Source organism: Pseudomonas sp. 18175 (genome assembly GCF_050432925.1).
Lineage (GTDB): Bacteria > Pseudomonadota > Gammaproteobacteria > Pseudomonadales > Pseudomonadaceae > Aquipseudomonas.
This window is the reverse complement of sequence record NZ_JBKFTO010000010.1, coordinates 128,632-151,584: the sequence shown is the minus strand read 5'-3', so window position 1 is coordinate 151,584 and position 22,953 is coordinate 128,632. Positions and strand designations below refer to the sequence as shown.

17 protein-coding genes and 1 pseudogene are annotated in these 22,953 nt (G+C 61.7%); 10 read left to right on the top strand and 8 right to left on the bottom strand.

From position 1 onward, the window contains the following. Nucleotides 1-50: 50 nt before the first annotated feature. Entirely contained in the window at nucleotides 51-7,055 is a 7,005-nt protein-coding gene (locus ACLD1Y_RS15790; RefSeq protein WP_429478803.1) for an NEL-type E3 ubiquitin ligase domain-containing protein, read from the bottom strand. An 85-nt stretch (nucleotides 7,056-7,140) separates the two neighbouring features. Next, nucleotides 7,141-8,082 (bottom strand): DnaJ C-terminal domain-containing protein, encoded by a 942-nt coding sequence (locus ACLD1Y_RS15785; protein WP_429478801.1) that lies wholly within the window; start codon nucleotides 8,080-8,082, stop codon nucleotides 7,141-7,143. A gap of 238 nt (nucleotides 8,083-8,320) precedes the next feature. Between ACLD1Y_RS15785 and ACLD1Y_RS15780 the strand changes: the two genes are divergently transcribed. Next, nucleotides 8,321-9,589: an Hsp70 family protein gene (locus ACLD1Y_RS15780; RefSeq protein WP_429478799.1), complete on the top strand. Its 1,269-nt coding sequence runs from the start codon at nucleotides 8,321-8,323 to the stop codon at nucleotides 9,587-9,589. A 141-nt stretch (nucleotides 9,590-9,730) separates the two neighbouring features. Here ACLD1Y_RS15780 and ACLD1Y_RS15775 read toward each other — a convergent pair whose 3' ends face one another. From ACLD1Y_RS15775 to ACLD1Y_RS15765, 3 genes and pseudogenes are all read right to left on the bottom strand, one after another. Continuing rightward, nucleotides 9,731-10,744, bottom strand: a complete 1,014-nt coding sequence (locus tag ACLD1Y_RS15775; RefSeq protein ID WP_032878157.1) for an AI-2E family transporter — start codon at nucleotides 10,742-10,744, stop codon at nucleotides 9,731-9,733. A gap of 211 nt (nucleotides 10,745-10,955) precedes the next feature. Further along, nucleotides 10,956-11,258, bottom strand: coding sequence for a PsiF family protein (locus ACLD1Y_RS15770; RefSeq protein WP_016972558.1), 303 nt, complete (start codon nucleotides 11,256-11,258; stop codon nucleotides 10,956-10,958). Nucleotides 11,259-11,329: 71 nt separating this feature from the next. Continuing rightward, nucleotides 11,330-12,118 (bottom strand): annotated as a pseudogene (locus ACLD1Y_RS15765) (AraC family transcriptional regulator). Between the two features lie 97 nt (nucleotides 12,119-12,215). Between ACLD1Y_RS15765 and ACLD1Y_RS15760 the strand changes: the two are divergent. Continuing rightward, nucleotides 12,216-13,091, top strand: coding sequence for a DMT family transporter (locus ACLD1Y_RS15760; RefSeq protein WP_429478798.1), 876 nt, complete (start codon nucleotides 12,216-12,218; stop codon nucleotides 13,089-13,091). A gap of 90 nt (nucleotides 13,092-13,181) precedes the next feature. Here the strand turns inward: ACLD1Y_RS15760 and ACLD1Y_RS15755 are convergent, their stop codons facing one another. Next, entirely contained in the window at nucleotides 13,182-14,072 is an 891-nt protein-coding gene (locus tag ACLD1Y_RS15755) for an esterase/lipase family protein (protein ID WP_429478797.1), read from the bottom strand. Nucleotides 14,073-14,239: 167 nt separating this feature from the next. Here ACLD1Y_RS15755 and ACLD1Y_RS15750 point away from each other — a divergent pair, with 167 nt between their 5' ends. Further along, the gene (locus ACLD1Y_RS15750; protein ID WP_429478795.1) at nucleotides 14,240-14,770 is read left to right on the top strand and encodes a ferritin-like domain-containing protein; all 531 of its coding nucleotides are present in this window, start codon (nucleotides 14,240-14,242) and stop codon (nucleotides 14,768-14,770) included. Nucleotides 14,771-14,842: 72 nt separating this feature from the next. Here the strand turns inward: ACLD1Y_RS15750 and ACLD1Y_RS15745 are convergent, their stop codons facing one another. Next, nucleotides 14,843-16,912, bottom strand: coding sequence for an AsmA family protein (locus ACLD1Y_RS15745; RefSeq protein WP_429478794.1), 2,070 nt, complete (start codon nucleotides 16,910-16,912; stop codon nucleotides 14,843-14,845). 349 nt (nucleotides 16,913-17,261) lie between these two features. Here ACLD1Y_RS15745 and ACLD1Y_RS15740 point away from each other — a divergent pair, with 349 nt between their 5' ends. Then, nucleotides 17,262-17,687 carry a hypothetical protein gene (locus ACLD1Y_RS15740; RefSeq protein WP_429478793.1) on the top strand — a complete coding sequence of 142 codons (426 nt, stop codon included), beginning with the start codon at nucleotides 17,262-17,264 and terminating at the stop codon, nucleotides 17,685-17,687. 151 nt (nucleotides 17,688-17,838) lie between these two features. After that, nucleotides 17,839-18,471: a TetR family transcriptional regulator gene (locus ACLD1Y_RS15735; RefSeq protein ID WP_065900186.1), complete on the top strand. Its 633-nt coding sequence runs from the start codon at nucleotides 17,839-17,841 to the stop codon at nucleotides 18,469-18,471. 5 nt (nucleotides 18,472-18,476) lie between these two features. On the opposite strand, the gene ACLD1Y_RS15730 is transcribed toward ACLD1Y_RS15735, so the two are convergent. Beyond that, on the bottom strand, nucleotides 18,477-18,986 hold the full coding sequence (locus ACLD1Y_RS15730; protein ID WP_429478792.1) for a C40 family peptidase: 510 nt from the start codon (nucleotides 18,984-18,986) through the stop codon (nucleotides 18,477-18,479). Nucleotides 18,987-19,263: 277 nt separating this feature from the next. On the opposite strand from ACLD1Y_RS15730, the gene ureE reads away from it, so the two are divergent. The 5 genes from ureE to ACLD1Y_RS15705 all read left to right on the top strand — a co-directional run bounded on the left by ureE (nucleotide 19,264) and on the right by ACLD1Y_RS15705 (nucleotide 22,949). Beyond that, nucleotides 19,264-19,764, top strand: coding sequence for an urease accessory protein UreE (ureE, locus tag ACLD1Y_RS15725; RefSeq protein ID WP_429478791.1), 501 nt, complete (start codon nucleotides 19,264-19,266; stop codon nucleotides 19,762-19,764). Further along, entirely contained in the window at nucleotides 19,761-20,435 is a 675-nt protein-coding gene (locus ACLD1Y_RS15720) for an urease accessory protein UreF (protein WP_429478790.1), read from the top strand. Before ureE ends, ACLD1Y_RS15720 begins: the two co-directional genes overlap by 4 nt. 12 nt (nucleotides 20,436-20,447) lie before the next feature. Further along, entirely contained in the window at nucleotides 20,448-21,062 is a 615-nt protein-coding gene (gene ureG, locus ACLD1Y_RS15715; RefSeq protein WP_028615537.1) for an urease accessory protein UreG, read from the top strand. A 22-nt stretch (nucleotides 21,063-21,084) separates the two neighbouring features. Then, nucleotides 21,085-21,657 carry a HupE/UreJ family protein gene (locus tag ACLD1Y_RS15710; protein WP_429478789.1) on the top strand — a complete coding sequence of 191 codons (573 nt, stop codon included), beginning with the start codon at nucleotides 21,085-21,087 and terminating at the stop codon, nucleotides 21,655-21,657. A gap of 182 nt (nucleotides 21,658-21,839) precedes the next feature. Then, nucleotides 21,840-22,949, top strand: a complete 1,110-nt coding sequence (locus tag ACLD1Y_RS15705) for an AGE family epimerase/isomerase (protein ID WP_429478788.1) — start codon at nucleotides 21,840-21,842, stop codon at nucleotides 22,947-22,949. Nucleotides 22,950-22,953: the final 4 nt, after the last annotated feature.

Genomic DNA, 22,953 nt, shown 5'->3' with positions numbered 1-22,953 from the left:
AATACATCATGGCCATGGGGCGAGTTATCGGTAGATAGTTAACCTCCCTGTCAACGCTCAGGCGTGCCCATCAGCTCGGCAGAGGTGCCTGGCTGGTCAGGGTCGCGCAACGCCGTTTCTGCGCGTTGCGAGACCGCGATGCGGGTGTTGGTTTCATCATTCTGCAACCGCTCGGCCAGCTTCGCCGCCGCGTCGGCGTAGCCTTCGCCGGTGTAGTCGGGGTGGTCGTTTTCAAACGCCTCGCGCGCCGCGTTACTGCGTTGCTCCAGTGCGGCGAAGTCTTCGGGGTAGCGTTCTTGCAGGTACTCGACCCAGAAGTCTCGCAGGATCAGGTTCTGATGAAACGCGGTGGTTTTTTCCTTCGACTTGATCGCCGCAGCCGCGTCGGTGGCCACCTTGCCAGTGATGGGTTTGTCGAAACGCATGGCGTGGGGGATGGCGGGCAAGTCGAGTTTGTCTTGCAGACCGATCAGGTACTTGAGGCGCACCTCGGCCGGGTCTGCCTGGCGACCGGTATTGTCCCGCGCCAACGCCTCGACTTGCTCCAGGCGAAACAGCTTGCGCGACAAATCCAATAACGCCGAGCCTTTGAGCCTGAGGTCGGTGGGATTGACCCCTTCCAGAGCGTTGGCGACATACACCCGCATCTCCAGTTGGCTGAAGCTCAGGATACGGCCATCGACGCACGTCGGGATGGTCTTGGCCAGGCTGAAAAGCTCCTCGCGCAGGTCGGCGCGGCGGCCCGCAGCCTCCATCACGCGCCAGACCCGTTGTGTCAGCGAGGTGCGAAAATTCTGGTAGTCCGGGGAATCACGCACCGCCGCCAACAGGTTGAACAGCGCTGCACTGTCGTCCTCCTCTGCCAGACGGTTCCAAAGCGCAGTGTTGTGCGTCTGTTCAGTCTGCGACAAACGCTCGGTCCAGGGGCTGAGGTCATCGGCCGTCACCCTTGGCGCTCCCAGTTGCTCGTCGGGCTGGAAAGGTTGCACGGGCAGCCCATCGTCGTCCTCGTCGCCGTTCGTGCTGAAGTCATCGTTGGACGGGCTCTCCAGTGCGTCGATCATCTCGTGGATATCTACCGGGCTCAAACCCAGCGCGCGATCGCGGCCGGTGCGCAGCGCATACGCCTGCAAGCGGTTCAGATCGTCCATCGAAAAATGGAAATTGTCCGACAGGTCGACGCCGGCCATCAGGGTATCGTGCGCGCCTTCCAGCGCCCCGGGCGGGATCGACTCCAGCCCGTTGCTGCTCAGGTCCAGCCTGCGCAAAGCTGGCGCGGTGAGTGCGCCTTGGGGCCATTCAGTCAGTTCGTTGTTGCTCAGGTTCAGGGTGTGCAGCCGGTCGAATTGATCGACCCGGAAACTGCCCAGGTCGCAGTAGCTCAGGTCCAGGTATTGCAACTGCTCAAGGCGCACCAGTGTGGCGTACAAGTGCTCAGCATCATTGATGCCGACCGCCGACAACTCCAGCCGGGTCAGGTGCGTCAAACCGGCCAAGGCATCCGGCAGGGTCGCCAAGGGGTTGCTGCTCAGCACCAGAGTCTGCACCTTGGGGAAGGCCCTGAGGAAAGCGTTGGAGCCTTGCGCGGAAATCTGCACGCCGTTCAGGTTCAGGGTGCCGATGGACTCCAGCGTCACCCCAAGCTCCGGCAGTTCACCCAGGGTCATGCCATAGAAGCTCAGCTCGCGCCCAGCGTCTGCTGACACCCCGGCAACGCCATCGCGCCAGCGGGCGAGGATGGTCTCGGCGGCCAACTGCCGCGTGTTGGCGGTCACCAGCATGTCGGGCCCCAGGCTGAACCGACGTGTGAATACCCAGCCATTGAGGCGCCGGGTCAGCCCATCCGCTGCCTGCTCCCAGGCGCTGATGCGCTCACGTATTTGCGGGTCAGTCAGGCCTTCGCTGCGCAAGCGTTCGAGCCATTGCCCGGCGCCCTCGTCACCCAGCGTTGGGTGCAGCTGTTGCAGTTGCTGCACCAGCGGCAGCGCGTCGTCGACCGGCGCCGGCAAGGGCACCAGCAACTCGGTAAGGCTGCTGCCGCTTTCAACCGGCGGGAACCCATCGCCCACCGGCCGCTGCTCGAACACACTCAACGTGCCTTGGGAGAGGCCCAGGCGATGCTCGATGCGATGGCGCGCCGTGGCCAGGGCCGATTGCGCCTCAGGCGTCAGCGGTACGCCAGACAACTGGGTGTCGAGCAGGATGCGGTCGTGGGCCAGGACGGTGTCCGGCAGTTCGGTGAGGCGTGTATTACGCAAGTCGAGCCACTCAAGCTCAGGCAATTGCTCTGCCCCGGTTGGCCAGGTGGGTAACGCGCTGCCGCGCAGGTTCACTGCCTGGAGCTGGCTGAGGCCGCTGACATCCAGCTCAACCAGTGGGTTGTTGCCCAGGTCCAGTTTGCGCAGTTGTGGCCACTCGCCGGGCGCCACGGTCCATTGCGTCAGGCCGCAGCCGTTCGCGTCCAGCGTGCGCAGGAATTTGAAGCCGCGGATAAACGCGTTCAGCTGCGCCGCAGGCACTTGCGAGTTTTGCACGCGTAACTGCGTCACATGGGCAAAGCCTTCCTCCGGCAGCCGTGGCAACTCGCTGACGTTGAGGGCCGACAGTTCCAGGGACGGGAAATGCGTCACCTCATACCGAGAAAACAAGCCCCGGTACCAGGTGCCGCGCAACTCGGTAGCGAGCATGGCGCGGTTATGCTGCTCGACGGGCTCGGCCGCCTGGCTCACCCAGGTGTCGAGGCCCTCGGCCAGTTCGCCGTATTCTGTCGTCAGTGCTTCCATGGCATTGAACTGCGCCTGGGCGCTCGGCCAGCGGGTAAAAAACGCATTCCTCATGTAGACGTCTTGTCCGAAGTCGATGCTCACCGGCCGGCCGAGGTGCTCATAGAAACGTCCAGTACAGTAGTCCCTGACCATTTCCTCCTCATAGAGCAGGTGCGCCGGCCAGTTCTTCACATAGTTGAACGCCGCCTTGAAGTGCTCGCGCGACAGCTTTGACCATTTCACCGACAGCCCGGCCCACAGGCGTTCATTCGCCGGATCAAACAGTTGCGCCGGCAACGCGTTGATATTCGCCCGGCCCAAATCCAGGGTCTGCAACTCGGGCAGGTCAAACACGCCGGACGGAAACGCCCACTGCGCCAGACCCGACAGCGTCAGGCTGCGCAGCTTGCGCATGCGGCTGAGATCCAGGGCACGCATCGCCCTCCCCGACAAGCCCAGATTCAGCTCTTGAAGCTGCGTCAGCCGCTCCAGCTGAAGCTGTTCGGCCTGCAGAAGCCCCGAGGAGGATTCGATATGCAAACGGCTGAGCCCGGGAAGCGATTCAAGTGCGCCGAGAACCGGCTCCAGCGAACTGCTGACACCCGCCAGCGTCACCCCTTGCAGTCCGGGGAAATTGCCCAGCATTTGCCCGACATTGCCCGAGATAAGCCGGCTGCCTCGTAGGGTCAACGTGCGCACATGGGAAAAGTCGGCGTTCAGCGCCGGCAACGCCACATCGCCGTCCAGGACCAGTTCGTCGTAGCGTGGAAATTCACTCAACAACCGCCGCTGCCAGCAGCGCTTGAGTGCCTGCGCCATCCGCGGTCGCGGGTCCAGTGTCGGCACCATGCCCGCGAACGGATCGTCCGACTCCGCCGCCATCCAGGTCTCCAGTGTGGTTTGCAACTGCTCCCATTCGCGGCGACTGTTTTCCAACAGGGTGAAAACCCCTGCGTGACCTCGACCGAGTTCTTCACTGCGCACAAACGCCTCGGCCTGTGCTTCGGACATCTCGGGATAGAGCGCCTGCGCCCGATTGGCCAACAACAGCCACGCGCCCTCCCCGCGCCCACTGGCCGGGTAGCCCAGCACGTTCGGTGCAATGCGCTGGGGCGGCTTGAACCAGCCTTGCCGCGCCGGAGCGTCTTCGACTATCTGCGTCGATTCCAGTGGGTGTGTAGCGGCGTAGTCGATGATCACGCGGCGCAGGTCCAGGCTTTGCCCTACGTGAGGCAGGCCCAGGGCCTGGCGGGTTTCATCGGGCAGCGCATGCATCAGCGAGGCGTAGAAGTTGTCGCCATAGCGCGCGTGGCTGTTGAGCGCCTCGCCGCGCTCATTAAACGCCTGGTACTGCGGCCCGCGCTTGACCAGGTACTTGCGCTGCTGCGCCGTCTCGCTGCCGATGCTGTCGAGCAGCGCGCCGTTGACGTTGCCGTCGCGCACTTCAAGGCGCAATGCGTCCGACCAACCCGGCAGTTTGCCCAAGGTGTGCAGGGCCAGGCGCTTGCTGTCGGCCGAGGTCAGGTTTTCCATGTGCAGGCCGGCGTAGGCGCGGCCCATGCGGCCCTGGCGTACATGCCAGCGCGCCAGTTCTTCCATGCCCAATGGCACTCGCCCGCTGCGGTGAAACCGCGCCAATTCGTCGAGGTCGGCGTGGGCCAGTACGCTTTGTGCGGCGTCTTCACTCAAGCCTGGGTACAGGCGTTGCAATTTCGCCACCGCGGGGTCAGGCCGTTCGGTGCCGGTGTAGAGGCTGTCGAACAGCGCCGGTTGGCGGGTGCGGGCATAGTCGGCCAATTGCGTGCGCAGCTCCTGGGGGCGGTTTTCGCGCACCCGCGCCGCTTCACCGCCGAGCAGGCCGACGATCTCCGACTCATCCAGCGCGGCCAGGATATGGGCCGGCAACTGGCTGGTCACCACATCGGCACGGGTGATGCGAATCCTCGGTTTGCGCGGGGCGCCGGGGTACAGGCGTTCGACGCCGTAGCGCTGTGAGTTGCCGGTGAACCCCGGGCCATCGAACACTTCCAACACACGGCCGGCGGGCCAGCGCGGCATTTCGGTGACGAGCGCCAGGGTATACAGGTAGCGACCGTCCACGGCCCGGCCGCTGCTGACTTGTTCGAGCACCTGGGCCACATCCTGATCCGCCCTGAACAGGCGCAGGGTATCGGCCAGTTCCGGCGGCGGCGCGGCGTTGTCCACGTGCATCTTGCGCAGGGCATCATCACTGACGCCGCTGATGTCGGCCATGTTCAACAGTTGCTCATCGGTGAAACCTTGGGCCATGGGCCCCAGGCGCTGCATCAACGTGAGGCGATCCCAGTCCTGCGGGCGCTCCAGAGAATAGCGCCAGGCGCCGACGCCATTGTGGCTGAGGACGGGCTGGTAGGCGCTGGGGTCGGTGGGGTGCTGGATGCGCCAGCGGCCCAGGGAAGGGTCCAAGGTTTTTTCATAGAACTTGCCCGCCTGGCGAATATAGGTCTTGCCCTGGTACAGGTACTGGCCCTGGGCGTTGGGAACGACATTCGCCGGCAGGGTCACGGGGCTTTCGTAGCCGCTCAGGTCAGGCTTCCATAAACGCGTTTGGCCGTTGGGCAACGTAACAGGGGCCAGGCCTTCGATCTGCGGGGTGGGCTTGGCCGCGATCACCTTGGACAACACTTTGCCACCCACTGCCATGAGCGCGATAAACGCCAGGTTTTCCGCCACGTCCACCAAGTGCGCCTTGGCTGCGCGGCGGTCGCCTTCGGCCCACTCGATCGAACCTTCGAGGGTCTCGTAGAGCAGTTGGCCGGCCATCACCACCATCATCACTTCGCCCAGCACCGGCACGAACATCGACACCACGTTCAACGCCAGCATGCCGATGCCCAGCAGTTTGGCGAACTTTTCCGAGCGCACCCGCGCATCTACATCAGCGGTGGGCACCGCGTGGCTGCGGGCGTCGGCCAGCAGCTTGTCGCGGTGCTGGTCGAAGAGGTAGGTCCACAGGTCGAGGTTGTCTTCCCAGCCGACAACGCCTTTTTGATTCATCCTGCTCGGGCCCAGGTACGGGGTCGGGTTCAGGCGCCTGATCGGTGCCGGGTCGGGTGGCACATCGAGCACAGGCGCGAATAACGAGAACGGATTAAGCCCCCGCAGAAAATCGTTCAGCAACGGCGAATAAGGCTTGAGGCCCGGCGTGGCCCCAGGCGCTGGGGTGGTTACCGTGAGTTCATCGAAATACCCAGGCAAGTCGCCGTAGCGCACGAACCGGCTGAAAAACCGATGGTAGGCCGTCGGGCTGCCATCATCGGGTGTCGAGGCGTCACGCTCGGTGAAGCGTTGCTTGAAGATCGCCTGGAACTCGTCCGCCGTGACGCGCTTGAGGGGATGGTGCGGATCGTGGGGGATGTAAAGAATCAGATCCCGGGTGTAGTGGTACTTCTCGCAGATCACAAACGCCATGCAGCCGGTGAGGCGTTTTCGCATCAGCTCCAGGTCGCGGAACCACACTTGGCGCGTGCCCATCCAGGGATGGTTCTGGCCATTGATCACCGAGGTGATCATCTGGTAATCCTCTGGCCCGATGTCCTGTGTCAGCAGCGCCTGCTCCGCCGCCGCCGCCAGGTCGGCCTTGCGGGCCGCGCTGAACTTATGGCGCAACGCCTGCTCGGCCGTTGAGTCCTCGGGGTACATGAAGGCCTTGAGGTAGCGTTGATACTGCGCGCCGATATCCAGCGAACGGCACAAGCCGGTGAACTGCACGACCGTCAGCGTGGTGCTGACCTTCTCGTAGGCATCACCTTGTGCGGTGGCGACCACAAAACCGGACGACGCATGAAACGCCCCGGCCTTGCATTCCCACTCTTCAAAGTTATGCAGCGCCGCTTGCAGCAGCGGCAGGCGCACGATATCGAACGTGCGTAAGGTATAAGCCGGCTGCCGCACTTCGACTTCGGTGCGCAGCTGCAAGATGGTCTTGTGCACGTCCAACTGCACATTGAACTGCTCGCTCAACGCCTTGACCAGCAGGGGCTCGGCAAAGCTGTCGATGTCTTGCAGGGTCGCGAAGGCCTTGTCCAGGGCGGACTGGGCGGTGAAGCTGGCGGTGTATGTGTCGTTCAGCGTTTTTTGCTGCTGCGGTGTGGCGCGCAGATACCAATCCGGGGGCTGCACGGGCGCGGCCTTGAGGTGCTCTCGACGGGCCGAAGTGGTGCCGACGAGCCAGGGCGGGCTGGAGCGTTCGAGATAATCGCGGTGGATACTGAGGGTCGCCGCCGGGGTGGCGGACGGAAGATCGGCCATGATGTTGCTCCTGTTAAAGGGAGCATCAGCACATCATGGCCGACTCTTTGAGCCGCGCTAGATAGTTAGCGCGTGGGTGCTATTTTCAGAACTGCTCACGTGGGTTGAACGCGGCCTTTTTCGCCAGTTCCTGCCACAGGGCGATGGTTTCGTCGTCAGCCTGCTTGGGCATCACGGCCTTGAGCTGGATGTACAGGAAACCGCGCTCCCCGGCCTTGTTCAACAAGCCATGGCCCTTGGCACGCATGCGCTGGCCGTTCTGGCTGCCGGCAGGCACCTTGAGGTTGATCTTGCCGGTCAGGGTCGGTACGGCCACTTCTGCGCCCAGTGCCAGTTCCCATGGCGCCAGCGGCAGGTTGATGATCAGGTTTTCGCCATCCACTTCGAATTTCGGATGCGGCGCAAACTTGATGATCAGGTACAGGTCGCCATTGGCCCCACCGCCAATGCCCGGTGCACCCTGGCCTTTGAGGCGGATGCGCTCGCCGTCGGCCACGCCGGCGGGGATCTTCACGTTCAGGCTCTTGGTGGTGTTGCTCACATGTCGGCCCGAGGCGTCGTACTGCGGCACCTGGAAGCTGATCTGCTTGGACTCGGTGGACAGTGTCTCTTCAAGCGACACCGTCAGTTGCAACTCCACGTCCTGGCCCTTGCGCCCGGTCGGACGGCGCTGGCCACCACCAAAAGCATCGCCACGGGAGCCGAAGATCGAACTGAAAAAGTCCGAGAAGTCCTCACCGCCGCCGCCGCCACCGCCAAAGCCGCCACGGCTCTGCCAGCCCGGTGGGCCCTGGAACGGTTGGCCATGCTGGCCGTATTTGCGCAGTTCGTCGTACTCGGCGCGTTTGTCGGCGCTTTTGAGCGCCTCGTAGGCTTCGGACGCGTCCTTGAACTTGGCTTCGGCGTCTTTTTCCTTGCTCACATCGGGGTGATATTTGCGCGCGAGCTTGCGATAGGCCGCCTTGATTTCCTTGTCGTCGGCCGTCGGCTCTACGCCCAATATCTTGTAGTAGTCTTTGAAATCCATCGGCGGTTCACCATCCTTAATCGAGATCGCACAGCCCGGGGCACAACGTGCGGTGGTTTGCACCTGTTGAGTCTTGTGGCCTGGGGGTGCGTCAAAGTGTTATCGGCGCTTGCCGTATGCAGCTGATGTGGGGGCGAATCGCCAGGTTTCAAGCAAGATTTAACAGATGGTCGGCCTACGCATCCGCCCTCGACTGGCATACACTGCGCGGCCGTTTTTCAACCGGAACCTGATTGTCATGGAAAACCCATCCCCAGCCCGTGCCTGCGGCATTGACTTTGGCACGTCCAACTCCACCGTCGGCTGGATCCGCCCCGGCGAGGAGACGCTTATTGCGCTGGAGGACGACAAGATCACGCTGCCGTCGGTGGTGTTCTTCAACTTCGAGGAGCGCCGCCCGGTGTACGGTCGCCTGGCGCTGCACGAGTACCTGGAAAACTACGAAGGCCGGCTGATGCGCTCGCTCAAGAGCCTGCTGGGTTCCAAGCTGATCAAGCACGACACCAGCGTATTGGGTACGGCGATGCCGTTCACCGACCTGTTGGCGCTGTTTATCGGCCAGCTCAAGAGCCGCGCCGAAGCCAACGCCGGCCGCGAGTTCGAAGAAGTGGTGCTGGGCCGCCCGGTGTTTTTCGTCGATGACGACCCGATGGCCGACCAGGAAGCCGAAAACACCCTGGTCGATGTAGCGCGCAAGATCGGCTTCAAGGACATCTCGTTCCAGTACGAGCCGATTGCGGCCGCGTTCGACTACGAGTCCACCATCCAGAAGGAAGAGCTGGTACTGATCGTCGACATCGGCGGTGGTACGTCCGACTTCTCCCTGGTGCGCCTGTCGCCGGATCGCCGCCACAACGACAACCGCCAGAGCGACATCCTCGCCACTGGCGGCGTGCACATCGGCGGGACCGACTTCGACAAGCAGCTCTCGTTGAACGGCATGATGCCGCTGTTCGGCTACGGCAGCCGCATGAAAAGCGGCGCCTACATGCCCACCAGCCACCACATGAACCTGGCCACCTGGCACACCATCAACTCGGTGTACTCGCAAAAGTCCCAGTTGGCCCTGGGCAGCATGCGCTACGACATCGAAGACACCGGCGGCATCGACCGTCTGTTCAAGTTGATCGAAGAACGCGCCGGGCACTGGTTGGCGATGGAAGTGGAAGAAACCAAGATCCAGCTGACCCACGATGACAGTCGCCATGTGGCGCTGGACCGTATCGAGGCAGGCTTGAGTGTGGACCTGAGCCGGACGCTGTTCGAGTCGTCCATCGACAGTTTGCTGGAGCGTGTGCGCGGCAGCGTGACGCAGCTGCTCAACGACGCCTCGGTGAGCGTGGCGCAGGTGGACACGGTGTTCTTTACCGGCGGTTCCAGCGGGATTCCGGCCCTGCGCCACAGCATCTCGGCGATGCTGCCGAATGCGCGGCATGTGGAAGGCAATATCTTTGGCAGTATCGGCAGTGGTCTGGCGATTGAGGCCAGTAAGCGGTACGGCTACTGAGTTTTAGCTGAAAGACCGCGGCGCGCCCTTCGCGAGCAAGCCCGCTCCCACACTGACTGTGTTCACAAGTCTAAATATGTAAACACAGTAAATGTGGGAGCGGGCTTGCTCGCGAAGAGGCCAGCCCAGCCAACACAAGGCCTAAACCATCCCGCCCAACTTCAACTCACTCTTGAGATACGCATAATAAATCGGCCCCGCCACCACACCGGGCAGCCCGAATGCAGCCTCAAACACCAGCATCGCCAACAACAACTCCCACGACTTGGCACTGATCTGCCCGCCCACAATCCGCGCGTTGAGGAAGTACTCGACCTTGTGGATAACAATCAAATACCCCAGCGCCGCCACCGCCACCCAGATCGACAACGACAGCGCGACGATGGTGATCAGCGTGTTGGACATCAGGTTGCCGATCACCGGCAGCAGGCCCAGCAGGAAGGTCAGCACGATCAGGGTCTTGGTCAGCGGCAGGTGAATCCCGCACAACGGCAGCACCACAGCCAGGAACACGGCAGTGAAGGCAGTGTTGAGCGCGGCGATCTTGATTTGCGCGAAGACGATATTGCGAAACGCCTGGACCAGCAGGTGCAGGCGGTCGAACAGCGCGGCGGCCAGGGGTTTGCGCTTGGTCAGGTCGGGCACGCGTTGCAGGGCGATGATGGCGCCGAGCACCATGCCGATCAGCAGGGTGACGAACATGTGGGCGGCGTCTTTGCCGACTAGCTGCAGTTCGCTCAGGTGCTTGCTCATCCAGTCGCCGATGGCCACACGGAACTCGGCGGCGCTGGCGGGCAAATAGGCGTCGATAAACGGCGGCAACTGGCCGCGTGCACGGTCAACTACGCCCATGAATTTGTCGAGGGACGCCCCTGGGTTTTCTGCTTCGTGGAGCAAAAAGCTGATGGCGCCGGCGAAGATCAGCGTCAGCACACTGACGATCAAGGTGCCGAGCAACGCCACCGCCAACCAGCGCGCACGCCGACCTTCGATCAGCCGTTGCAGTTGGGGGGTGAGCATGTTGACCAGCTCATACACCAACAGGCCCGCTAATAGGCTGGGCAGCAATTTGAGCGGCAGTACCAGCAGCAGTCCGCCGAAAATGATGATGTAGCTGGCCAGCAACAACACATGACGCTGAGAAAACGTTGGCATACAGCCTCAAAACGAACGGCGTTAAAGGATGGGCAGTCTGCCAGCCTTGAGGGAATCAAGCGAGAGTTCTGAAAATTGTGAACACCGTCAGTGTGGGAGCGGGCTTGCTCGCGAATACGGTGTATCAGTCGCCAGCTTTGTTGACTGACCCACCGCTTTCGCGAGCAAGTCGAGTCGTCGCACCGCCGCTCCCACAGGGGATCTGCGTGAATCAGCTGCCTTTGAGGCAAGTGCTCATAAAGGTCTTGCGCGCATCGCCCGTCAACGCCTTGGTTTTCGCCGAAGCATTGCAGTCTTTCATCTTCTGCTGCTGCGGCGTAAGGGTCTTGGCGTCGTTAGCCGCCGGGGCCGACAGACAGGTTTTCATGAACGCCTTGCGGTCGTCGCCCTTGAGCGTCTTGGTGGTGGCTTCGGCATTGCACGTGGTCATTTTGTTTTGCTGGGCGGTGGCAGCGAAGCCTTGGGAACACAGCAGCAGGCCCATCATCAACAGCGGAATTCGCAACATCTTCATGGAGTTTTCTCCCGGTTACCGCGCCGAGGGGCACGGCCTGTACAGCAGTGTAGTCAAAGCCTGTTACATCTTCACCGTGGGCGGATATTCGACCGACGGTACTGCTCCGGGGTGCAACCGGCGTGGCGTTGGAACATGGCGATAAAGGCCGAGGCGGTGCTGTAGCCCAGGTCGAAAGCCACATGTTGCACGCTGTGGTCACTGTCCAGGGCCTCAATGGCCGCGAGGTAGCGCAAGCGCTGGCGCCATTCGCCGAAGCTCATGCCCAACTCCCGCACAAATTGGCGGGCCAGGGTGCGCTCGCTGACGTGCACGTGCTCGGCCCACTGGGCCAACGGGCGGTTGTCGGCCGGGTCGACCTGCATGCCTTCCAATACACCCAGTAATCCTGGGCTTTGAGCGTAGGGCAGGAAACCATCGTGGATCGGCGCCTGCTTGAGCTGGTCCACCAGCAGCTGGGCCAGGCGGATGTCGGCTTCAGTCTGCGGGATATTCACATCACGTTTGGCGAAGTCGCTGAGGATGGCCTTGAGGATGTCGCTGATGGCCAGGGTGCAGGGCTGTTGCGGCAGCTGCGCGCAGAGTTCCGGGGCCAGGCCCACCGAGTGATAGACAATCGCCTCGGCATTGTAGGAGCTGTGCTCGGTATGGGGCGGCACCCACACCGCGTATTGCGGCGGTGACATAAAGCGGTTGCCGGCCACTTCCATGCGCATCACGCCGCTGGCGGAATAATCCAGCTAGCCCCAGGCGTGCTGGTGCGGTGTGCACTCGGTGTCCGGGGCAAAATCCGAATAACGAAAGTACACCGGGCTGGGCAGCCGGCGGAAATCCTGCAGGCGTACGTTGTGCTTGGCCATATTGTCTGGATGCAACGGTCGTTTGTCTGGATCGCAGTATAGGCTTCGATCCAGACAAGGGATAATCCGGCCTCATCAACACACCTGGTTCCTTGCGATGCAATACGCTTACCCCCTGCTGGCCATTTTTATCTGGGCCGGCAATACCGTGGTCAACAAGCTGGCCGTGGGTGCGATCTTTCCCGCCGAGATCGGTTTTTACCGCTGGTCGCTGGCCGCGCTGCTGTTTACGCCCTTCATGATCAAACCGGTGATCGCCCATTGGGCGCTGATCCGCCCGAACCTGGGCAAGATCGTCATCCTTGGCGTGCTCGGCATGGCGGTGTACCAGAGTTTGGCCTACTACGCCGCATCGCTGACCTCGGCGACCAACATGGGCATCATCCTGTCGCTGATGCCATTGATGGCACTGACGGCGGCGATCATCAGCCTGGGCCAGCGCCTCACCTACGGCGCGCTCACCGGTGCGGTGCTGTCGTTTGCCGGTGTGGTGGTGGTGGTGTCGTCGGGCAGCCTCGGCGCGTTGCTGCAACACGGGGTGAACCTGGGCGACGGCATGATGCTGATTGCGACCTTGGCCTACGCGGTCTACAGCACCTTGCTGAAAAAGTGGCAGCTGCGCCTGCCGCCTTTGGTGCTTCTGTACTTGCAGGTGCTAGTGGCGGTGGTGGTGCTGTTTCCGCTGTACCTGTTCTCGGCAAAATCTGGCCTTGGCTGGGCGAATATCCCGTTGGTGCTGTATGCGTGCCTGTTGGCGTCGATGCTGGCGCCATTGGCGTGGATGCATTCGGTGAAGACCTTGGGCCCGAGCCGGACCACGCTGTTTTTCAATTTGCTGCCGTTGATTACGGCGTTGATTGCGGCGGTGGTGTTGAAGGAAGAGTTGGCGCTGTATCACTTGGTCGGTGGATTGCTGACGTTGGGTGGGGTGATTCTGTCGGAGCGGTGGACCACGCCGGTGCGCACGGTCTAAATGTGGGAGGGGGCTTGCTCCCGATAGCGGTGTATCAGCCACATATCCAGTGACTGACACCCTGCTATCGGGAGCAAGCCCCCTCCCACATTAGACTCCTGCCGCCTTTAGCCTTTGCGCATGCTCCACAAACAACCGAATCGGCTCGGCGCCCTTGCCGACTAATCCCATCGATTGGTTGACGATATCGAAGTGGTCCAGAGCGTAGTCATCACCGATCACCACGCCAAGGTGCGAGCTGTAGCGCCCGACCATGCCGTCGCACTGGCCTTTTTCCCGTACAAAACTGCGGGCAAACAGGCGACAGCTGCGGTTCGTGCCATCGAACAGGTTGCGACCCCGATCGGTGATGCCCGGCTGCAAGGTGCCGGACCACGAGTAATAGCGCACCCCGTTGACCTCTGCATCGCCCTGCCCGCCCCACACCTGGGGCAAACCCTGGGGATATTCGCGATTGAACAGCGCCACCCCCGCACTGGTCAGGGAATGGTGCGAAGCCTGCAAATCCGCCTTGAAGCGCGGCCCGCGATAGCCGGTCTCCAGCACGCCCATCACCCAGGCGACCAGATGGAACAGCGCGCTCATGAGCCGCCCTTTCACGCCATCGATGGGGAAGTTGAGGTGAATATGGTCCGCCAGCTCCGAGCCATGGTTGGGCCCGGCCACCGAGGTCACCGACGCCACCCACTCCGGGCGTTTGGCCGCCGCGTAGCGCGCCGTCAGTGAGCCTTGGCTGTGGCCGATCAGGTTGACCTTGTCGACACCGGTGTCGCGGCGAATCTGCTCGATTTGCACCAGCAATTGCTCGCCACGCACCTCGCTGGAGTCCAGCGGTGCCACTTGCACGGGGAACACCTGCGCCCCGCCCGCCCGCAGTGCCGGCACGATGCCGTACCAATAGGGGAAAAACCCCAGGCGCACAAAGCCGAGCATGCCGGGCACCAGCACCAGGGGATAACGCGTGGCTAACGACTGCGGCATGGGCCGAACGTCCTCGATCAAAACGGATACTTGGAGGCTAGCCGAGTCCCGCGACGGGGTTGTGACATACATCCGATAAAACTTTTTGCGTGACGCGCCACTCACAACTGGGAGCGATCACGCCGGCAGAGCGTGGCGCAAAACCGGATTAGTACCAGGAGATTGAGATGACTGAAGCACACCTGACAGACGTTGCCACCCTGCGCAGCCGCGCCCGTCAAAACGTCGAAAATGGCGCCGTGACCGAAGGCTACGACGCCGACCGCGAAGAAATCATCCGCTTGCTCAACGCATCGCTGGCCACCGAGTTGGTCTGCGTGCTGCGCTACAAGCGTCACTACTTCATGGCCAGTGGTATCAAGGCCTCGGTCGCCGCCGACGAATTCCTTGAACATGCCACCCAAGAGGCCGAGCACGCCGACAAGCTCGCCGAGCGCATCGTGCAATTGGGCGGTGAGCCGGAGTTCAACCCGGACCTGCTGACCAAGAACTCCCACGCTCAATACGTGGCGGGCAAAGACCTCAAGGAAATGGTCTATGAAGACTTGGTCGCCGAGCGGATCGCGGTAGACAGCTATCGCGAAATCATCCAGTACATCGGTGACAAAGACCCGACTACCCGTCGCCTCTTCGAAGAGATCCTGGCTCAGGAAGAAGAGCACGCAGATGACATGGCGGACATTTTGGAAAGCCTGTAATCCAGCAACACTGCAAAACTAATGTGGGAGGGGGCTTGCTCCCTCCCACATTTGCTCCTGCGTTTAGTCCAGTTAGCCCTTCACGGTTTTCGGGGCCTTGCCTTCCTTCATCTGTTGCAGCAGTGGCGCGCATTCATTGGGCTCGCCACCGCTTGGCGCGACCAACGCAAGCAGGCCAGCAGCAGGCCCGGCAATCACACCCAACGCCACCATCCCCGCACCGCGCAATGCCAGTGGAATTGCTTTGACCCCGGCATTGGGCTTGATGAACGGCCCGTTGACGTACAACGGTGAACGCAGGGAGAACAAGCGAAAACCCTTCGATTCGGGCGTGATGGTCAGGTCCAACTGCTCCGTGGCCATGTTCGCCGTACCATCGATATAGATGATGGCGTTCTCGGTATCGAACACAAACAAGCGCGTGGTCGCCAGGCCCGTCTTGATGCCAAAGTTGGCGGCTGCGCAGTTGATCTTCACTTCCTTGTCGCCAAACAAGCGGCCGACCACATAGTTACCCACGTTGAGTCCGGCGATTTCCATCAGGCTGCGGCTGATGGCGCCGTCGTTGATCAGCATTTTCAGATCACCGTTGGACGTGCCCAGCAACGCTGCCACGGAGTTGCCGCGCCCGGAAATATCCGCATCGCCGTTGAGCTCGCCGAAGCTGGTTTTCATCGGTTCGAAGGTAGGAAACAACTGCTTGAGCTTGAAGTTGCGCGCAGTCAGTTTGGCGCGGCCTTCCATCGGGGTGGTGCGGCCGTTCAGGCGAATCTGCGCGTCCAGCTTGCCGCCGGCGACACCAAAACGCAGGGGTTCCAAGCTCAGTTCACCGTCGTTGAGTACCAAGTGGGTGTAGAGATCGGTGAAGGGCAGCTCGGCACTGTGCACGATGCGCTTGCCGGTGAATTCCACATCGGCGTCCATGTCGCGCCAGCGTTCGGTGCGGAACTCTTCCACCGGTAATACCTTGGTCGCCGGTTGCTTGCTTTCGCCGCCACGGGCCTTTTGCTTGGCGTTGGAGTCGGCACCGATCAGCGGGGCAAGGTCGGTCATCAGCAGTTGGTTGGAGACCAGCGCACCGGTGAGTTTGGGCCGTGGCTGGCTGGCGACGTAGCCCAGGTTGCCATGGATATCACTGTTGCCGATCTTGCCGTTGAAGTTTTCATAGCTGAACGACGCACCGGTGGGTTCGTGCAGCTTGGCGATCAGATGGCCGTCGGTGGAGTACGCAGGCGAATCCGGCAAGGTTACGCCGGTGAGCGGGTACAGGTTGCCCAGGCTTGATCCTGCGAGTTTCAGGCGCAGGTCGAGGGCACCCAAGTTGAGTGGATCAGTGAGGGTGCCCGCCAGGGCGATGCTGGTGTCGGCGATCTTGACCTGGGCTTGCAACGGAAACGGCTTGGCGGCGTCCTGCAGGGCCAGCAGGCCACCAATCTTGCCGGTGCCATCGAGTTTCTGGCCGTGGTATTGGCCTTTGACCTTGAGGCCGAACGCATAGTCCTGGGGCTTCGAGCCTTTTTCCAGGGCCTTCTTGGCATCGGCATCGCCGACGATCTCACCGAAGGGAATCGGCTTGCCCAGTGGGTCGATGATCACGTCCAGTTGGGTCTTGAGGGTCTGGTCGTCAAGGGTGACGTGGCCTTTGTCAAAGCCAATGGCGCCGATGTCCACCACCCAGCTGGAAGGCTCGGCGTTGGGGTCTTTGGGATCGAATTTGAACGTCCAGTTGGCGCGGCCGTCGGCCAGGCGCTGCAGTTGCGCGCTCGGTTCGGTGAGGTCGATACGCGGGATCACCACACGCTGCACCAGCAGGGCCAGGGGCGAGATACGCAGTTCCACCTTCTTGAGGGTGACCATTTGCGGGGCTTTCGACCAGTCGGGGTTACCCAAGGTCAGGTCTTCGGCAATCACATGGGGCCATGGCACCCAGGCCCGCCAGCCGCCTTCATCGGGCTCGCGCGCCCATGCCACTGCCAGGTTGCCGTTGATGGCAAACGGGCGATGCAACTCTTCGGAAACCTTGGCATTGATCTGCGGTTTGATGCGGTTCCAATCGAAAAACACCAACAGCAACACCACCACGGCGATTAATAGAACGAAGCTGGCGCAGCTCCAAGCGACGATTTTACGAGTGCGCGTCATTGCACAGGACTCCTGAATACGACTACTGGCTGAACTACAGCCCATAAGGGTACGACTGGCAAACCGCCCAGGGGTTTAACCCGGCTTCCGATTTAACCGTAAAAACCACCTTTCCTGACCATCTCGACAGATTTCGATCATCAACGGCGCACCATTGTTACCCATACCCGTGTCGAAAATACCCACCACAGTGCAAAACCGCGGGCTTGAGAGGTGCGGGCTAGAGCCTCTGCGGCGAACAATCAATTCCGTTGATTATTACCATTGTATTTATGAACTTTTATATCGACTTATCGAGAGTAGCATTAGCCCTGTACCCACTTTATCGCCCTCCCAAGGAGCAACAATCATGAAACGCCAAATACTCGCTACCGTCCTCTTGTCTGTCCTGGCTTCCAGCGCTTTTGCCCTGCCAGCCGCCGAACAAGCGACCCCACAGAATAAAGCGCAAGCCGTACAGTCCAGCCAAACCCTGGCCCGCAGCGGTTCGCAAGAAGAAGAAAACCGTGACTACGCCAAAGGCGCTGTTGCTGAAAATGGCTCCGACCGCCTGCGTGGCAACACCGTTGCCGAAGATGGTTCCGACCGTCTGCGTGGCAACACCGTTGCTGAAGATGGTTCCGACCGCCTGCGTGGCAACACCGTTGCTGAAGATGGTTCCGACCGCCTGCGTGGCAACACCGTTGCTGAAGATGGCTCCGACCGTCTGCGTGGCAACCTGGTCGCTGAAGATGGTTCCGACCGTCTGAAAGAACAACAGCAAGCCCAGAGCTAAGCCTGTGGAGGCCGATAAAAAAGCCCGATCTGTCGATCGGGCTTTTGCTTTGCTGTAGACCGCATCACGCCCTTCCCCCGCCAAGTTCGACGCCGACTGAGCTGTTTTGCTAGAGTGCATCGCTGTACTTGTCGACTAAGCCCGCCCGCCGATGCTGCCCCGCGCCGAACAGAAGCAACAGACCCGCCTCGCCTTGATGGACGCAGCCCGCCATCTGATGGAATGTGGCCGTGGGTTTGGTAGCCTCAGCCTGCGGGAAGTGGCCAAGACGGCCGGTATTGTACCCACCGGTTTTTATCGCCATTTCGCCGATATGGACCAACTGGGGCTGGTTTTGGTCAGTGAAGTCGGCCAGACCTTCCGCGCCACGATCCGCCTGGTGCGCCACAACGAATTCGTGATGGGCGGCATCATCGATGCCTCTGTGCGGATATTCCTGGATGTGGTCTCGGCCAACCGTTCCCAATTCCTGTTCCTGGCCCGCGAGCAATATGGCGGCTGCCTGGCCGTGCGCCAAGCCATCGGCGCCTTGCGTGAAGACATCACCCGCGACCTGGCGGCGGACCTTACGCTGATGCCCAAGCTGCAACACCTGGACGCCGAAGGCTTGCACGTGATGGCCGACTTGATCGTCAAAAGCGTGTTCGCCACCCTCCCCGACATCATCGACCCGCCGGCCCAGGCCTTACCCGCCCACCTCACGCCCCAGGCAAAAATCACCCAGCAATTGCGCTTTATCTTTATTGGCCTCAAGCACTGGCAAGGCCTGGGCAGCACCGAATAACCCGGTCAGCCCGCAGAGTGAAAGCGCTTGGCCGTGGTGTAGTTTTTATTCCAATAGCGGTTGCTCAACGAATCGATACGGATATTTTTTCCGGTGCGCGGCGAATGAATAAATTTGCCCTCGCCGATATACAGGCCCACGTGACTGACCTGGCCGCGCCCATTGCCCTTGAAAAACACCGCATCACCCGGTTTCAGCGCGCTGCGCTTAATGGTGGTGGCCTTGGAACGGTGCATCGCCGCCGTGGTACGCGGGATGTGAATATTGGCTTCGGTCTTGAACAGATAAACCAGGAAACTGCTGCAATCAAAGCCCTGCTCCACGGAATTGCCCCCCCACTTGTAAGGGGTGCCCAGCAACTCATGGGCGCGATCGATCACGTTATCGATCACATCGGTAATCGCAGGCTCTTTCAGGGTTTCGACAAACGTAAGGCGCGGCTGCAGCGTGGCCGAAGCCGAGGAAATAACCAAAGACAGGCTGACAATGACTAACCAATAAAATGACTTGATCATGATGAACGTCGCAGTGAATTGAACACAGCGAAAAGCCTACTTTTCCTGCACGTAACGTTATGAACGGAAAGTCCCGAGACCTCGTAGGACTAATCCGAAAACGCACGCCGCGGGTGCGACGAACGGAACCGCGCACCATCTTGAGGCGCGAACTTGTTTCACCAACGCCCTATTTAGTGGCGTCGTCACCTTGGCTGTAAGGCATTTCCTACTCTTCCCCAGGATTGGCAAGCCCCTTGCTCTAGCACTTGCTTCGCTCATAGCTGGAAGCCTTCTGATGCTGGTGATCCACCGCCGAATCGCCCCCCAAGCCCTCTGGGCCGCCGAGTTGCTGCTGAATTTTGAAGCCCGCAGCAAAAGCCGCCTGCGCTGTTTCAGTGCCGACGGTGAAGACGTCGGCCTTTTCCTGGAGCGTGGCCAGCCGCCGTTGCACGATGGCGAATTCCTGCAGGCGGAGGACGGACGTGTCGTACGCGTCTGCGCCCGCCCAGAACAATTGCTGCACGTGTCCTGCAGCAGCGCCTTCGAACTGACTCGCGCGGCCTATCACCTGGGCAATCGCCACGTCGCCTTGCAGGTCGGGGATGGCTGGCTGCGCCTGCTCGATGACTACGTGCTCAAGGCCATGCTTGATCAGTTGGGCGCCACCACCGAGACCATCGAGGCGCCGTTCCAACCGGAACACGGCGCCTATGGCGGCGGCCATCATCATTCACGCCATGGCGACGAAGACTTCAACTACCCGCCCAAGCTGCATCAGTTCGGCGTACGTCTATGAACCCAGCCTGGGCGCTGCTGCGTCTGGCCAGTCCGCAATTGCCGATTGGCGGCTACAGCTATTCCCAGGGCCTGGAAATGGCCGTGGAGAATGGTCGCGTCAGCGACGCAGCCACGGCCCGCCGCTGGATCAGTGATCAATTACTGCTCAACCTTGCCCGCTTCGAAGCGCCGTTGCTGCTTGCCCACTGCCGCGCCGCTGCCGATGAAGATTGGCAACGCCTGTCGCAGCTGTGGGAAGAACACCGCGCCAGCCGTGAGACCCGCGAGCTGTACCAAGAGAGCCGGCAGATGGGCTATTCGCTGCAACAACTGCTCAATGGCTTGCCGGAATTGGACAGCTCTGCCCGCGCAGTCCTTGAGCAATGCAGTAAACCCCATCTCGCCCTGGGCTGGGCCCTGGCCGCTCGCGCCTGGGCCATCAGCCCCGACGACGCCCTCGCCGCCTGGCTATGGAGTTGGCTGGAAAACCAATTGGCAGTGCTGATGAAAACCCTGCCTCTGGGCCAGCAAGCCGCCCAGCGCCTGACCAGCGAACTGCTGCCGCTGCTGCAACAGGCCCAGCAGGAGGCGTCGCGCATCGACCCCAACCATTTTGGCAGCGCCGCGTTTGGCCTGTCCCTGGCGTGCATGGCCCATGAGCGCCAGTACAGCCGCCTATTCCGTTCCTAGGAGAAGAAGCATATGAACACACAACCTTTGCGCGTCGGCATCGGCGGCCCAGTGGGCTCCGGCAAGACGGCCCTGACCCTGGCCCTGTGCCTGGCCCTGCGCGATCGCTACAACCTGGCCGTGGTCACCAACGACATCTACACCCGCGAAGACGCCGACTTCCTGGTGCGCAACCAGGCCTTGGCGCCAGAACGCATCATCGGCGTGGAAACCGGCGGCTGCCCGCACACCGCGATCCGCGAAGACGCCTCGATCAACCTCGAAGCGGTGGACCAATTGAACCGCCGCTTCCCTGGCCTGGACCTGATCCTGGTGGAGTCCGGCGGCGACAACCTGTCGGCCACCTTCAGCCCCGAGCTGTCAGACCTGACCATCTACGTGATCGATGTGTCCGCCGGCGACAAGCTGCCGCGCAAGGGCGGACCGGGGATCTGCAAATCCGACCTGCTGGTGATCAACAAGATCGACCTCGCGCCGCTGGTGGGGGCTTCGCTGGAGTTGATGAACAGCGACACAACGCGCATGCGCAACGGCAAACCTTTTGTGTTCAGCAACCAGAAAACCGGTGTCGGCCTGGATGAGATCGTCGCCTTTATCGAACGCCAAGGCCTGCTGACCGCCGCCTGACCCACCCACAAGGAACCTGACCATGAGTCTCAAAAAACTCTTCACCGCCGCCACCCTGTTGTTGGCCCCGGCACTGGCCTTTGCCCACCCGGGCCATGGCGACAATGGCCTGGTGGCCGGTATCAGCCATCCACTGGGCGGCATCGACCACTTGCTGGCGATGGTCGCCGTGGGTTTGTGGGCCGCCCAACAAAAAGGCGCCGCACGCTGGGCCCTGCCGTGCACCTTCGTCGGCACCATGCTGATGGGCGGCGTGCTGGGTTTTGAAGGCATGCAACTGCCGGCGATGGAAAGTGGGATTGCTGCATCGGTGCTGGCCCTGGGCTTGGCGGTGGCGCTAGCGGTGCGTCCGCCACTCTTTGTAGCAGTGGGGGCGACGGCGTTGTTTGCGCTGTTCCACGGTGTGGCGCATGGCCTTGAGCTGCCGGACATGTCCAGCCCGTGGGCGTATGCGGCCGGGTTTGTCGGTGCGACGGCTGTTTTGCACGCGGCCGGGTATGCCGTGGTGCGTTTCCTGCCGGCTGCGGCGGCGCCGTTGGTGCGGGTTGCGGGCGCGGCTTCGGCGGCGACTGGGGTTTGGTTGTTGGCAGGCTGATCTTCGGCGCTATCAAGGGCCTCTTCGCGAGCAAGCCCGCTCCCACAGTTTGACCGAGTACATCCTTGGAATACGGTCAAACTGTGGGAGCGGGCTTGCTCGCGAAGACGGCAGCACAAACAACACAGATCCCAAGCCTGCTACCATGCGCGCCTACACCCCTGCCGTGACGACGCCAGCCAATGCCCACCGCTCCAAACTCCGCCCTGAACGCCGTGCTCACGCACTTCCACAGCCTGATCGTGCCGCTCTGGCAAGGCCCGGGCTGGAATGCCGACCTGGCGCTGCCCTATGAAGCGCTGGACGCCGATCACCGCCCATTGCCTCCACAGCGCTACCGCGCCATGGCCTGCGCCCGGCAGTTATATCTGTTCGCCAGCCTGATCGGCGAACCCGGTGCAGCCTTTGCCGAGGAACGTGCGGCGGCGCTGTTCCGTTCCCTGCAACGGCACTTCCACGATGCCGAGCACGGCGGCTGGTTCTACAGCATCGACCCAGCCGGGCAGCCGCTGGACAAGCGCAAAGACCTCTACACCCACGCCTTCATCATCTTCGCCTGCGCTCACTACTGGGCCAAAGTGCGCGAGCCGTTGGTGGAGTCGGTGCTCAATGCCGCCCTGGAAGTGGTCGCACTGCGCTTTGCCACAGGCGACGGCCTCTACGAAGCCGTGCTGGAGCGCAATTGGTCATCCCTCAAGTCCGGCCCGCTGCAAAACCCGTTGATGCACCTGGCCGAAGGCTTCCTGGCCACCCTCGCCGTGCGTGAAGACGCCGGTGTACAAGCGGCCCTGCTGGAATTGGCGACGGCCATGCAGCAGCGTTTCATCGACCGCCAGCACGGCGTGATGATGGAAAAGCCGTTGGGTGCTGTGGATAACTGGTTTGAGCCGGGGCATCAGTTCGAGTGGTTTTTCCTGCTGGAATCTTCGGATGTACTGCGCGGTACGCCCTTGCACGGCTCGTTGACGCGGGCATTTGCCTACGCCGAGCAAATGGGTGTGGATAAGTTGAGCGGTGCGGTCAGCGGCATGCTGGCGCTGGATGGCAGCGTGCGCGATGGCACCCAGCGCATCTGGGCCCAAGCGGAATACCTGCGGGCGCTGACCTTGCGGCCGGGCAGCGAGGCGGTGTTGCAGCGTCAGTTGCAGGCGCTGCAACAGCACTTCTTGCATGAGAAAGGCTGGAATGAATGCCTGGATGCCCAGGGTGTGGTGAGTCGGTGGGATATGCCGTCGACTACGCCTTATCACTTGGCGACTTGCTATCAGGGGCTGATCCAGCATCTGGGCTGACCTT

Excerpts from the sequence above, each read along its gene's own strand:
- ACLD1Y_RS15790 (WP_429478803.1), bottom strand. The coding sequence starts at position 7,055 with ATGGCCGATCTTCCGTCCGCCACCCCGGCGGCGACCCTCAGTATCCAC.
- ACLD1Y_RS15785 (WP_429478801.1), bottom strand. The coding sequence starts at position 8,082 with ATGGATTTCAAAGACTACTACAAGATATTGGGCGTAGAGCCGACGGCC.
- ACLD1Y_RS15780 (WP_429478799.1), top strand. The coding sequence starts at position 8,321 with ATGGAAAACCCATCCCCAGCCCGTGCCTGCGGCATTGACTTTGGCACG.
- ACLD1Y_RS15775 (WP_032878157.1), bottom strand. The coding sequence starts at position 10,744 with ATGCCAACGTTTTCTCAGCGTCATGTGTTGTTGCTGGCCAGCTACATC.
- ACLD1Y_RS15770 (WP_016972558.1), bottom strand. The coding sequence starts at position 11,258 with ATGAAGATGTTGCGAATTCCGCTGTTGATGATGGGCCTGCTGCTGTGT.
- ACLD1Y_RS15760 (WP_429478798.1), top strand. The coding sequence starts at position 12,216 with ATGCAATACGCTTACCCCCTGCTGGCCATTTTTATCTGGGCCGGCAAT.
- ACLD1Y_RS15755 (WP_429478797.1), bottom strand. The coding sequence starts at position 14,072 with ATGCCGCAGTCGTTAGCCACGCGTTATCCCCTGGTGCTGGTGCCCGGC.
- ACLD1Y_RS15750 (WP_429478795.1), top strand. The coding sequence starts at position 14,240 with ATGACTGAAGCACACCTGACAGACGTTGCCACCCTGCGCAGCCGCGCC.
- ACLD1Y_RS15745 (WP_429478794.1), bottom strand. The coding sequence starts at position 16,912 with ATGACGCGCACTCGTAAAATCGTCGCTTGGAGCTGCGCCAGCTTCGTT.
- ACLD1Y_RS15740 (WP_429478793.1), top strand. The coding sequence starts at position 17,262 with ATGAAACGCCAAATACTCGCTACCGTCCTCTTGTCTGTCCTGGCTTCC.
- ACLD1Y_RS15735 (WP_065900186.1), top strand. The coding sequence starts at position 17,839 with ATGCTGCCCCGCGCCGAACAGAAGCAACAGACCCGCCTCGCCTTGATG.
- ACLD1Y_RS15730 (WP_429478792.1), bottom strand. The coding sequence starts at position 18,986 with ATGATCAAGTCATTTTATTGGTTAGTCATTGTCAGCCTGTCTTTGGTT.
- ureE (WP_429478791.1), top strand. The coding sequence starts at position 19,264 with ATGCTGGTGATCCACCGCCGAATCGCCCCCCAAGCCCTCTGGGCCGCC.
- ACLD1Y_RS15720 (WP_429478790.1), top strand. The coding sequence starts at position 19,761 with ATGAACCCAGCCTGGGCGCTGCTGCGTCTGGCCAGTCCGCAATTGCCG.
- ureG (WP_028615537.1), top strand. The coding sequence starts at position 20,448 with ATGAACACACAACCTTTGCGCGTCGGCATCGGCGGCCCAGTGGGCTCC.
- ACLD1Y_RS15710 (WP_429478789.1), top strand. The coding sequence starts at position 21,085 with ATGAGTCTCAAAAAACTCTTCACCGCCGCCACCCTGTTGTTGGCCCCG.
- ACLD1Y_RS15705 (WP_429478788.1), top strand. The coding sequence starts at position 21,840 with ATGCCCACCGCTCCAAACTCCGCCCTGAACGCCGTGCTCACGCACTTC.